The 13,395-nt window shown below is 48.1% G+C and carries 8 protein-coding genes; all 8 read right to left on the bottom strand.

All coding sequences use genetic code 11. The features are described from left to right. Positions 1-2,353, bottom strand: a 2,353-nt coding sequence (locus R5268_RS18745; protein WP_317420423.1) for a type VI secretion system Vgr family protein, incomplete at its 3' end; no start/stop codon positions are given. Between the two features lie 812 nt (positions 2,354-3,165). Continuing rightward, on the bottom strand, positions 3,166-7,020 hold the full coding sequence (gene tssM, locus R5268_RS18740) for a type VI secretion system membrane subunit TssM (RefSeq protein ID WP_218454492.1): 3,855 nt from the start codon (positions 7,018-7,020) through the stop codon (positions 3,166-3,168). A 56-nt stretch (positions 7,021-7,076) separates the two neighbouring features. Further along, positions 7,077-8,459 carry a type VI secretion system protein TssL, long form gene (gene tssL, locus R5268_RS18735; RefSeq protein ID WP_107680660.1) on the bottom strand — a complete coding sequence of 461 codons (1,383 nt, stop codon included), beginning with the start codon at positions 8,457-8,459 and terminating at the stop codon, positions 7,077-7,079. Continuing rightward, the gene (gene tssK / locus R5268_RS18730; protein ID WP_107680661.1) at positions 8,459-9,805 is read right to left on the bottom strand and encodes a type VI secretion system baseplate subunit TssK; all 1,347 of its coding nucleotides are present in this window, start codon (positions 9,803-9,805) and stop codon (positions 8,459-8,461) included. The genes tssL and tssK overlap by 1 nt, the downstream gene beginning before the upstream one ends. A 3-nt stretch (positions 9,806-9,808) precedes the next feature. Further along, entirely contained in the window at positions 9,809-10,369 is a 561-nt protein-coding gene (gene tssJ, locus R5268_RS18725) for a type VI secretion system lipoprotein TssJ (RefSeq protein WP_046893918.1), read from the bottom strand. Between the two features lie 171 nt (positions 10,370-10,540). Next, a complete protein-coding gene (locus R5268_RS18720; RefSeq protein WP_107680662.1) occupies positions 10,541-11,026 on the bottom strand; it encodes an Hcp family type VI secretion system effector in 486 nt (161 codons plus the stop codon). 169 nt (positions 11,027-11,195) lie between these two features. Next, positions 11,196-12,701: a type VI secretion system contractile sheath large subunit gene (tssC, locus tag R5268_RS18715; RefSeq protein ID WP_107680663.1), complete on the bottom strand. Its 1,506-nt coding sequence runs from the start codon at positions 12,699-12,701 to the stop codon at positions 11,196-11,198. A 20-nt stretch (positions 12,702-12,721) separates the two neighbouring features. After that, positions 12,722-13,255 carry a type VI secretion system contractile sheath small subunit gene (gene tssB / locus R5268_RS18710; RefSeq protein ID WP_029991537.1) on the bottom strand — a complete coding sequence of 178 codons (534 nt, stop codon included), beginning with the start codon at positions 13,253-13,255 and terminating at the stop codon, positions 12,722-12,724. Between the last annotated feature and the right edge of the window lie 140 nt (positions 13,256-13,395).

Here is a 13,395-nt window from a genome sequence, read left to right as displayed (position 1 = left end):
GTTCCGGTGTCGTCACTGTCGGTGTCGTCGGTTCCGGTGTCGTCACTGTCGGTGTCGTCGGTTCCGGTGTCGTCACTTCCGGTGAGGTTTCTTCCGGTGTCGTGACTATATCCGTCGGCCTTGGTGTAAGTGGTTTCACCGGAATAATGGCAAAGAAGAAGAATCCCGGCAGTCCCGGCATTGCCGGCGCTGCAACCGCGACCGGACTGCCCGGCTGGGTACCGAAACCACGGGCATGCGCATTATCACCCGGGTTAAGGTACGTATTTGCCCCGTCAAGAATCAGGCCGTTTTTGGCTTTGATCTTAATCTGGTCAGCTGTAATCACCATACATCCCACACAGCCGATAGCCAGTTCTCCGCCGGATGTCAGAGCAAACGCACCACCGACCCCCATCTGCATGGCACCACCGACCGCTACCGAGTGGTAACCACCGACGTTAGTGGAGTAAGCCCCGCCCACGTTAATAGCATAAGCCCCGCCAACGTTATACGAACTGGCCGCCGCGATATTCATGGCGTGGCTGGAACCGTATATCCCGCTGAAGGCGCCGCCGATAACAATGCTATCGGTCATGCCGACAATACGGGAGGCTGAACCGACAACATCCTGGGAGAAGTTAGCCCCCACGATCTGGCTGCTGTTGGCACCAACCATACTGCTCTTGTTCACACCGACCGTTTCGCTGCGGTTGACCCCGACAGTAGAATCCGAGTTCACACCGATAGTCTGGGTATGGTTAACCCCGATAAGCTGAGTTTCGTTAAGTTTGGTCACACGGGACATATTTCGTTCCGCCTGCTCCCAATACTCTTCGAGCCCCGGTTTATCGTCAAAACGGATACCGTTATAGTTGGTTTTCCCCCCGCCGATAGTCCGGCTGATTAAACCACTCTGCGTCCGGTTTGCCGGCAGTTCCCACGGCGGCGGCGTCATGTTGTTATACAGACTGCCGATAATCATCGGACGATCCGGGTCACCATACAGGAAGTCGACAATCACTTCCTGACCGACACGCGGAATATAAATCCCGCCGTAGTTATCCCCGGCCCATGATTGACCGACACGTATCCAGCAGGAATCGGCATCGGTATTTTTACCGTAGCGATCCCACAGGAAACGCACTTTTACCCGGCCATATTCATCAGTCCAGACCGTTTCTCCCTCCGGCCCGACAACCAGTGCGGTTTGCGGCCCGTGAGTGAACGGCTTGGTGATAGTCTGCGGCGGACGATAGACTTTTGTTGTCGGCTGCACCACAAAGCTGGTGTAGATACTGAAATCATCACTGTCAGACTGCTGGTTGATTTCAGTCGCCCGCAGCTGATTCGAAATTACCAGATATTCGCGGTTTGCTTTGGATTGCGGATAATTTTCCAGTGTAAAGGTTGTACCGCAGACCACAGAGCGGATTTCACCGGAACCGGCAGCCCTGGAACCAAGACACCCCTGCTCCTCACTGCGGACACGCGCCAGGAACTCCCCGACAGACGGATCATCATAATCCCCCGGCCACTGGTACTGTTCATACTCGTTAAAGTTGGTTTTACGCGGCTTTTTATCCAGCGCGGAAATATCCGCACGGGATTTTTTAAAGTCATAATCCGATGTCAGCCATTGCCCTGACGTCACCGTTTCCTGAGCGCCGAACTGATCGATATATTCCTGTCCGTCCTTCGGTTTATCAGACTCATACCGCAGCGAATGATACGCCGGACTGAATGTCCGCTTATGCGCACCGACATGGTCAACAAGGATCAGCCGGTTCTTCAGATCAGAATGCTCATAGAACCAGTAAATACCCCACTCTTCCATCAGGCGCTGAACGAAATCAAAGTCCGTTTCACCATACTGAACCTGATAATCAAGCTGCGGATAAATAGCTGACAGACGCTTTTCGATCGGGAAAGGGAACTTTGCCAGAACTTCATCAATAATATCCACGACGGATTTCTGCTGAAAATTCTTATAGTCAGAAGTCAGCGTCGCCAGATTCAGCCACGGACGTATGATAAATTCATACATCGCCTGATTCTCATCCCGTCCGATAAAACGGGCACGTTCCACCAGACCGGTGACCTCTCTGTGGCCCTTACCTGAACCACGTTCAATATCCAGTCCGTTACCGTCCAGCTCGATAACAACCGTCATCTGCTGTCCGATAAATTTTTTCAGATCAAGGTTTGCTGCGACCTGCCACGGAATAGCAGGGTTTGCGGGTGTTTTCGCAACTACCTTATACTGATACAACACTGACAGGGCTTCCTCACCCTCCAGCGTCGATATTGCAAGGCCCGGCTCACCTGCCAGTTCCGGCATTGCCGAGCAATACAGCGTTAATGTTCGAGGCATATTCACACCTAATTGGTTTGATACAAATCAAATTTGTATTAAGTACATAATTAAACGGAGACATCCGTGTTTCTGATATCTATCTTAATTGAGTCTAAAATGTTTCCCTGCCGATTCAGACGCCATAGCCAGGCAGAGTCAAAAGACTTAATACAATAAGGCCAATTTATCCATGGCATCGCGCTAACTCCTCCATTGTCATTGATATTGCAATCCGTGTACGTCATTTCAGATATCAGAACGTCCGAATTGTTCTTAAACTGAAACCGGGGTTTCAGGAGAACCGATTCCCACAGCGGAGAGTAATATCGTTGCAGCGACGTAACCCAGTTTCTTAATTTCTTTTCATCAATCACACAATTTTCATTTTCAATATGAAATGCAATTATCCGGGAGCACCAGAAAATAACATTTGATACCGTACTCAGGTGTCTGACAGTCCACTTATCCGTTGCCTTTGTGTACAGAACAACACATTTATCATCACTGAGGAAACTGAAAGCACCGAGATAAAACGTATCTTTCTTTTCTGAAGCCGGTACAGCAAAGCACCACGGGAATTGCTCTGTAATCATTCTGCTGTTAAGCGACTGATTGATATTTAATTGGCTGCACTGGCGGATAACACGATAAATTACGTGATTTCCCTTAATTCTGTTTCTTCCTGAACTATTTCCCAATCCCGGGAAATTTGTCTTTATTTTCATAATAAGCAGCCATTTATCAATATAAAGAAATCGCTCTGATAATTAATAGGAAAAGTCCACAATTAAATAAGCAACCGAATATTCTTAATTACAATTACCTATTATTTAAATAGTTGCCGGACATTTAAAGTTCTTCAGCAATTTATTAACCGGCTTTCCTTTATAATTTAATCCGTTAACATTTATACTAACCTTCTGATCACCCAGCCGGTAAATTAATGTCTGTTTAGCCGGCGATATATCTTTCTGTTCGGCTGCCATATCCATCCAGTGTAACAGTGCCCATTCGCCCATCAGCACACGTTCTTCAGTGTTTTCTGAATTATCTGCGGAAACAGCATTCATCGTAATGGTATTTTCAGTATCCTGCTCCGGCCATTTAAATACTTTAGGCCAGACCGGCCCGTGTTTATAAGTCAGTGCTGTTCCGTTAATATTGATACCAAACTGCAAAATCCGCGGCGATAATGCCGGGATACTTGCGTTAAAGCTGAAAGAAACATTTTCACTCATCCCGTTACGAAAAAAAGCTTTCTTGATCTCCCGGGCCTGTTCGAAAAAACGCAACACCTCCCGGTCTTCATTTCCGCGCAGATCTTCACGTTTATAGCGCCATGGTGACACACTGGTATCCACCAGCTTTTCCAGGTTCTCTTTATAGTACGCATCCACTATACCGTTCGGCCCGAAGAAAACTTCGAACTCCTCAAGGCTGACTTCCTCTTCGCTGTCCGCGAAGGGGTAGCTGCCCTGAAAAGAGGCGACACACATGTCGCCTAATTCCGTTTTAACTGCTTCATTACTTTGCAGTGTGAACTGCTGACTGAGCTTTACGGAGATACCTCCCAGCAGCGGCATAATGATCGCTTTGAGCGGTGCCGGCCAGAGCCGTGATTCCGCTTTCAGACGTTTTTCCGCCTCTGACGGGTAAGGCAGCGCACTGCCGTCCTCCATCGCCGATTCCGTAATCACCAGGTAGTTATGCTGATCCCCCAGCATGCTGATAATTTTGTTCAGCCCGTTATCCCCGCCCTGTCCCGCCTGTATCCGCCGGTTTCCCTGCTGCGGAGACGTATCCAGGTTGATTAAGCGGTGCAGTGCCGAGAAACGGCGATCCACATTGTCATACAGGATTTTTGTTTCCCGCTGCGACAGTGCATCCTTAACGGTCTGAAGGTCTTTCAGATTACGGGTGACAGAGCCCATACGCCCGGTTGTCAGATTCCGCCCGGCCTGGGTTTTGGACAGATCCGGCATTTGCGATTCCTGTTTGGCGAAATCCACGGATAACGCCGTTTCATGACCAATCTGCGTGATCATGTCAATCAGCGGTGAATCCGGGGCACTGAGGATCTGCAAAGCATACATATCAAATGTGGTATCGTTTCCCACGGCCGTATCCGGCACAATTTTCTTCAGCTGAATGCCGCTGAGGAACTGATTCCAGACTGATGTATACTCCTGAAGATACAGCTTCAGAACCGCTTCTTCTGTCTCCGACATATAAAAACCGTCAAGCTGCTTAATATCGGCTTTACGGCCTTTACCTTCATTTTTCTGTCCTGTGATCCAACTGTCTTCACTCAGGATATTTTTCACGTAGTCCGTCAGTTTTTTTTTAAAAACCTGATGATACCCGGCATTGGTAAAAATGCCGGGGATACCGTTCAGTGCCAGTGATTCATCACTGATTTCCAGAATACTGCCCAGCTGATCACCGGCCAGCTTGTTCAGTGTTATATTTTCAGGCGCCTCCGTCATCGCCTGTTCTTTAACTTTCTGGTACAGGCGAGAGGCTAACGGCTTTTTTTGCAGAACCACGCGTGCGGCAGCCACGAGGCGGTCATTAATCTCAGGGTTATACCGGCTCCACTGCGGATTATTGAACAGCTCTTCCAGATGTGAAACAAAGACGATGGTCTGACCGTAGTTTTCGATCATCCGGTTTGCCTGTGCTTCTTCCGTCAGCGTTTTAATCAGGTAATCCTTATCGAATTTCCCTTCACCGTGCAGCATCAGATAGGTCTTCAGTTTATCGTAAATAGTATCTGAATCATCTGCTGTCACTGCGTCATACAGCGATTTTTCTGCCATCCGTTCGAGCGAGAACAGCATCCAGCGTTGCAGGAAATACTGATAAATCTTGTCTGATTCCTCACGGAGATCAAAACCGACATACAGGCCGTAACGGTAAGACAGACGCGGATCTTTAAAGTCGAACACGCCCAGCACCGGAATATCCTGAGTCAGTGAAAGCATCTTCGCCAGCAGGCCGTCACTGTTATTTTCCAGATACTCATCCAGAACCGTCGATACCTCTTCCACTTTCGCGGTTGCACCATCCAGATAATCCCGGTTGTTGTGATAACTGATCACCAGTGCATAACAGAGCCAGACCGTCAGCATAATCGTCAGCAGGTGACCGGCCAGTGTCTGGAAGCGGTACTTGGCGGTCAGTGCCAGGTTGTAGCGCACCAGGTTGCGGTCACGGACAAAGTTCTCAAACAGCTGTTTCAGGAAGAAATGCTTCCCGTTGACGGTTTCCTGAACCAGACGATCTTCGGTATCCTCTGCTTTATCAGCGACCACATCCCCCAGGCTGTTTGCCATATCCCGCCATTTCTGAACAATGGTATTCGGGTTGAGCAGAGACTGCATGGTAGACTGCGTGCTGCTGGCAAAATAGATACCGCGTAACGACGTAAACTTCTGCGTATCATCATAACGGGACGGTGAGAAGACGTTCTGACCGAACTCGGTGATGGAATCCGCCAGTAACCGGAAGTCCTGTGGTAACTGATACATGCGTTTACGCGTGGTGACATCATACTCATCCAGCATACGCGCAGTCATATCTTTATCGAGACGGCCTTCCAGCGCGGATAACTCATTGCGCAGCACATCGCGGATCTCGACAATCGCATCGGATTTTTTCTTTTTCTCACCAAACGGCAGTGTAAAGCCCCAGATCTGATCACGCTCTTCCATCGTCAGCGACCGGAAGTATTCATCAAAACCGGACACCATATCCATCTTGGTGATCATCACATACACCGGGAAACGCACCCCTAATTCATGGCGCAGCATATCCAGTTGTGTTCTGAATTTTGATGATAATGCGTACAGCTCTTTCTTATCTTTACCCAGCAGATCAGTCACCGGGATGGTGACCACCACGCCGTTGAGTGATTTCAGCGGACGGTTTTTCTTAATCGCCTTAACCAGCGCTTCCCATTCACCCGCGTTTTCATCTGACTCATCAATATATTTACCGGAAGTATCAACAAAGATAGCTTCATTGGTAAACCAGCATTCACAGTTAGCGGTCGGCGTGCTTTCTCTGGAAACGCGCAGTAATTGTTCCGGTAACGGGAACTCCTGACCTGATGACAGAACTGCGGTGGTTTTACCGGCATCCTTCGAACCCAGCATCATGTACCATGGCAGGTCATAAACGACTTTTTTCGGACGCCAGAAATGACTCCAGCGGGAGATCTTACGGCTGGTATGCGCCACATAACGGGCTGCATTATTAATAACCGCAACAACTTCCCGGTAATGTTCGCCTGCACGGACAGGATCAACGTTACTTCTCTTAAAGAAACGATCGAGTTTTTCCGGGTTGAACCGCAGCATGGAGATCAGCAGCCAGACACAATACAGCAGTGTCACCAGCGTAATGACCCCGATAACAATCAGCCGGGGTGTGGTTTCCTCAAACGGATAGGATTCCCCGAGCAGCAAATAGGGTGAGAATACCCAGAATGTCACGCAGAGTGTCAGTACCCCGAGCAGAAAACAGGGAACGCGGCACCAGAGCCCGATAAAAATAACAGCCAGCAGAACAATGAAGATGATCCGCGGTACTGCATCTTCCAGCGGACGAATCTCACCATAGCCGAATGTCGGTCCCAGGTACCATATGATGGCGGCTGCTAATAAAAAGAAAATAAAGATCAAAAATCTTTTTAAAAACCGCAGTGCAAATGTTCGATTCCAGAATGACATTTTATAACTCACAGATAGGTAACATAAACGACAACGCGACGGTTAAGCGCACGCCCTTGTTCATCTTTATTACTGCTGATCGGTTGTGAAGCCCCCATGCCTTTTGTCTCAATACCCTGCGCCGGGATACCTGCTTTCGCAAAGAAGTCCCCCACAGATTCAGCACGTTTCAGCGAGAGCTCCTCGTTACTGGCAAACTTAGCCCGTCCGATAGGCACGTTATCCGTATGTCCGGTAATCACGACCTTACCGTCAACACGTTTGACTTCATCTGCCACACGGGTGAGGATTTTGTCCATTTCAGGTTTGACTTCCCTGCGTCCGGAAAGGAACATGGCATCACCGCGGAACGTCACAATACTTTGCGGACCGGTTTCATCCACTTCAACCAGACCTTTGGCTATTTCATCTTTAAGCAGAACAGCCAGACGTAAGCGCGGCATACTGACCGCCAGCTGAGTATGTTTCAGCTCACCGCGCTTCAGTGCTGCGGCACGATCGGTAAATTCCCCGAGATCAACGGAGAGCCAGTATTTAAAGAGGGCGAACAGACTAATCAGAATAAACGTGCAGATAATCAGAGAAATACGGACAGGCAGGTAGATCCGGCGCACTTCATTATCTTCCTGGGTCACTGTCGCATTCGGCGATAATGCCGCCGGCACCGAGTCACGGGTACTCTGCTGTAACGACAGCAGACGCTGGCGGATTTTATTCAGCTGGCGATCGCCGTTTTCGATAATACTGTAACGACCTTCAAACCCGAGGCCGAGAATACGGGACAGTATGTCCAGCACATCGGTATATTCCTGCGGGTTCATGGACAAACGGCCGATCAGAAGGAAGAATTTGTTCCCCCCGTCGTTATCCCCTTCAAAGTGGTTCAGCAGGTTACTCTGCGACCAGCCGGAAGCCAGCCCCCAGGCTTTGGAGTGAATAGATTCATCAATCGCGGTACAAATGGCATAACGGATAATGGCCATTTTCTGCCACGGAATACTTACCGCATCACAGACCGCCGTAAAGGTGGATATTTCATTTTTCAGGCTCTTTTTGAGGATTTCCACCTGCTTCAGGTCGGAAACCTGCTCAGGCAGTTCACTGAGCGCCCGCAGAAGCGGCTGTACCGCCTCAAGCAACGGATCTTCCGCCCGGCTGACACGCTGTATCCGGGCCTGGATGCTTTCACTTTTAATCGCAAGATCACGGTAATCAATTTCGTCATTGCGCAGCGGGTCGCTGTCCAGCGGTGCGAAAAAACTACCGTCATCATGCAGAAAAGCCCCCATTGACTGGGGGGACTGCTCTTCCTGATGATCCGCTAATGCGCCGTCAGGACCTTTTTTGTCCTGATCGTCATCATCACCGTAATTGTCATTGAACAGGTTCATTAATCCCTCACGCCCCAAAGCTCAAGCCGTATCCCCGGGAAGTCCCCTGCAACGTGAAGGGCAAGAGAGCCGCTGTTGAGAATATTTTCCCAGTAAGGTCCCTGCTTCATCAGTTCAAAGTACAGATATCCGGAGGTATAAGGTATTTGTCTCGGCGGAACCGGCAGATTACGTAAAATCAGACCCGGCAGGTGGGAACGAACCAGATCCTGGAGTTTATGCGGCGAGCTGATTTTGGTCTGTGCCACAAACTGGTGCTGCATAACATCCTGCGGCAACTGCGATGACGCCGCGAGTACCAGATTGGAGAAACCGCGCAGTTCGCTCGGAATGACCGATGCCGTCCAGACACCATGCTCCTGACGCACCAGCGGAATGCTCTGGCCGGAACGCACCAGCATCTGGTTCAGCAGGCCGTGCACTTCATCCACCAGCGGGCGGATTGACGCATACAGGTTGGCGTGGTCATAACCCGGCGCCACATTCGGCCGGCGTGTTTTTGCCCGCAGGAAAGTGGATAATTCACCGGCAAACTTAGCCAGCTCCTCATAAATCACAATCGGTGCAGTTTCCGGGATATGACGCAGATGGTTTAAAATCGGCTCATATTTGTTGAAGATCTGCAATAACAGATAGTCAACCACTTCCGCACTGGCGCTGGCTTTGCCGTCACTGGACGCCAGACGTGACGCCAGCATATCCGCACGCATTTTTACCAGGCCGTTTAAGTGCGTGATCCACTCCATCAGCAGATAGTTAGCCGCATAACCGGTAACCGGCGGGATATGATCCTCCAGATGCAGCAGCACACTGCCGTCCGGCTGGATAGCTTTGACTTTCGCCAGGGCAATACCAATCCATGATTCCGTCATTTCCGTTTCCGGCATCAGACGCAGACGCATACGGGCCAGCTGGATCGGTTTCGGTCCCTGGCGCACAGCGTTAGTATCATTAATCTCTTCTTCATACGAGGAAAAACGGGCTAATGAGCTGCTGTCAAACTCATCAAAAATCGTTTCATCACTGTTATCAAGACGTAATGGCACAGCCAGATAAATCATCTTTCCGAGATGCTCGGCTGTAATGGTTAAAGGTTCAGGCTGCTCATCGTGGCCCGGGATCCCGAATGGCGTACCATCAGGAAAAACCCCCTGCCCTGAACGTAAGACCAGCTTGCCATAAGACAATGCCTCACGATCAATCTCGTATTGTGCAAAACCCCAGAAGAACGGACTAATGGTCGCTGCACGTTTATGAGCAATATATTCAAAATAACGTTCTTGCTGTTGGAATAGCTGAGGGCGCAGGAACAGTCCCTCACTCCATACGACTTTATTTGTTCTCACAACTCATCCATTCTCTTTGATTGACACAACTGAATTTGAAAATAAGACTTTAATTTCATGTTCAGGCTCGGTAAATAAAATATACTTTTCAGTCCATGTTGCACCGCGTAAATTTGATAAAGGATATACGGCACTCCATTTGGCATTACTGATATCTTTGTAAGCTGCTATGACCCCGATATAGGGAAATTCCGAATTAATTTTGTAATCGATAATTTTTGTCTCACCTGGCCTGATAATATATTCCAGGATAAGCATTTCATTTTCAGGATTAGGCTTGTTTTTATATAAATAGGTTAAATAATCCGTACTTAAAAATGATTGCTTAGATTTAACAGCATAAACAAATACATTCAGTGGTGATGGCAGATGGTTTTTATTTTTATTAATTTCAGCGCTGGCCACTAAACTAATTTTTAGTTCTGATGCGGACTTATCTTCAGAAGAGGTTGATTTTGATGTACTAAAAAAACTGCACCCTGTAATCAGAAAGGATATGACCAGGACACACAGGATATTCACTACCTTAAACAGGGTATATTTTCTTTCTGTATTATTGGACATATAACCATGCCTGGCATTATGAAAATGCTTATATGTATAAACAACTAAGAGTCATTAATAATATTGTCCGCCACCGTAAATTGCAAACAATTAAATATTTATAAAAAAACTTCCCGGAGATAAAAACCTGCTGCCTGAAAGCAGCAGGTTTTATTCCAACATAAAATACTATCAGCTGATAAGGTTAGCTTTAACATCGTAGGTAGCTGCGATAGTACCTGCTTTGTTACCTTCAGCATTCTGGATAACATATTCCTGAGTCATCTTAGTGAAGGAGAATTTAACCACTTCACGCGGACGGCTTTCGTCTTCGATAGAACCCTGCATTGCAACATCAGTGACGATAACATCAGTGAATTTAATGACCAGGTATTCCAGTGGGGTACCACCCGCTTTACGGACAGTAAACTGGATGTCTTTGATGTGTTTACCGGATAAGCAGTAGCTCAGCAGGTTAGGACTTGCTTTATCGGTATAGTGAACAAATGTGAAATCTTCCACAGTTGCTTTACCGGAACCGCCGCCTGAACCACTGTGCATGTTAGACTGCTGGTTTACACCCCAGCGCCATGACAGAACTTCAATTTCATCCTTGTGCGCGTGATCCTGAGCTTCACCATCGATGCCTGCGATTCTTAAAAACATATCTTGAGCCATCAGTATTTCCTCTTATTAATGCATTAATCAAATTGCTTTGACAGGTAACCACACCCTGTGGTGACCACTTTTGTTATGCCGGATATCGGACCTGCTATCCTTATGGTTCTCACCGGCAATGAACTGCTATTCCCTTTGTGAAGCGAGAGAATATTGTGTCAGGACGCGATTACGCAGCACCTTTCAGTGACGGTAATTTAGCGACCATACGTAAAGAAACGGTCAGACCTTCCAGCTGGAAGTGCGGACGCAGGAAGAATTTCGCCTGATAGTAACCAGGGTTCCCTTCCACATCCTCAACCACCACTTCCGCGGCAGCCAGCGGACGGCGTGCTTTTGTTTCCTGAGAAGAGTTAGCCGGATCCCCGTCAACATAGTTCATCAGCCAGTCGTTCAGCCATTTCTGCATGTCATCACGCTCTTTAAATGAACCGATCTTGTCACGGACAATACATTTCAGATAATGCGCGAAACGGGAGCAGGCAAACATGTACGGCAGACGTGCTGACAGGTTGGCGTTAGCCGTTGCATCCGGATCATAGTATTCCGCAGGTTTCTGCAGAGACTGAGCCCCGATAAACGCAGCGTAATCTGTGTTTTTACGGTGGATTAACGGAATGAAACCGTTTTTGGACAGTTCCGCTTCGCGACGGTCAGAAATCGCAATTTCTGTCGGACATTTCATGTCCACGCCGCCGTCATCGCTCGGGAAAGTATGGCAAGGCAGGTTTTCAACCACGCCACCACTTTCCACACCGCGGATAAGCGTACACCAGCCAAAATGTTTGAATGAACGGTTGATGTTCACAGCCATTGCATAGGCCGCGTTTGACCATGAATATTTGCTGTGATCGGAACCGTCAGTGGTTTCTTCAAAATCAAACTCGTCAACCGGGTTCGTTTCGATACCGTACGGCAGACGCGCCAGGAAGCGCGGCATGGCCAGACCGATATAACGGGCATCGTCAGACTGGCGCAGTGAGTTCCATGCTGCATATTCCAGGTTCTGGGTAAAGATTTTGGTCAGATCACGCGGGTTGGACAGTTCCTGCCAGGAATCCATCTGCATAACAGACGGTGATGCACCGGTGATAAACGGTACGTGTGCAGAAGCAGCCACTTTCGCGATAGAACCCAGCAGGTCAACATCAGGCGGAGTATGATCGAAATAGTAGTCAGCAACCAGGCAGCCGTACGGCTCGCCACCTAACTGGCCATATTCTTCTTCATAAACCTGTTTGAACAGCGGACTCTGATCCCATGCCACGCCTTTATAGCGTTTCATGTTACGGCGCAGTTCGTCCTTGGACATATCCATGAAACGTAACTTCAGCTTCTCATCCGTTTCGGTGTTATTGACCAGATAATGCAGGCCGCGCCATGCACTTTCCAGCTGCTGAAACTCTTTGTGATGCAGGATCAGGTTAATCTGTTCTGACATCTTCAGATCGATTTCCGCAATGATTGACTCGATATTTTTATACGCGTCATAGGAAATCGTAATTGAATTAGCCAGCGCCTGTTCAGCCAGTGTTTTAACAGCGTTCTGAACCGCCGTTTTGGACTGTTCAGTTTTGGATTTAAACTCCTGCGCAAGCAGGGAGCTGAAATCACTTGTTTCCTGCGTCTGCGTCGCTTTTGCACCCGCATTTTTCTGAGTATTTTGAGCTAACATATCTCTGTCACCTACAATTCTTAATCGTCCTGAGACGGATCTGAAACTTTGTCTTCACGCTTAGGTGCAGACGCCAGGGTTTTCAGCAGTTCTTTATCCTGCAGAATTTGCATGATCAGACCTTCCGCCCCTGCCTTACCATCCATGTAGGTTTGCAGGTTAGTTAACTGAGTACGTGCTTCCAGCAGCTCAGCCAGTGGCTCGATTTTGCGGGCAATCGCATCCGGCGCAAAATCATCCATGCTTTCAAATGTGATATCGACCATCAGCTGACCGTCACCGGTTAAGGTATTAGGTACAGCAAAAGCCACGCGCGGCTTCATGCCCTTCATGCGGTCATCGAAATTATCAATATCGATGCTCAGGAATTTTCTGTCTGTAACAGGCGGAAGCGGCTCCAGAGGTTTACCGGATAAATCAGCTAATACACCCATTACAAATGGCAATTCGATTTTTTTCTCACTACCGTAAATTTCAACATCATATTCAATCTGCACGCGGGGAGCGCGGTTTCTTGCTATGAACTTCTGAGCACTACCGTTATTAATTCTCATACCGTGTTTCTCTTTTTTGTTTAATTTGATTAGTAAATTTACTAATATTACTTCACTCAAATTAGCCGCATTCATTAGCCAAAAACAATACCAGACTGATGAGCAAAGGCGTTATTACATATTAAACATTACTACTGAAT

It is taken from the genome of Morganella sp. BCCO 40_0007, assembly GCF_032989665.1.
In the GTDB taxonomy this organism is placed as follows: Bacteria; Pseudomonadota; Gammaproteobacteria; order Enterobacterales; family Enterobacteriaceae; genus Morganella; species Morganella sibonii.
The sequence above is the reverse complement of the archived record's forward strand: the minus strand, read 5'-3'. Positions and strand labels throughout refer to the sequence as shown.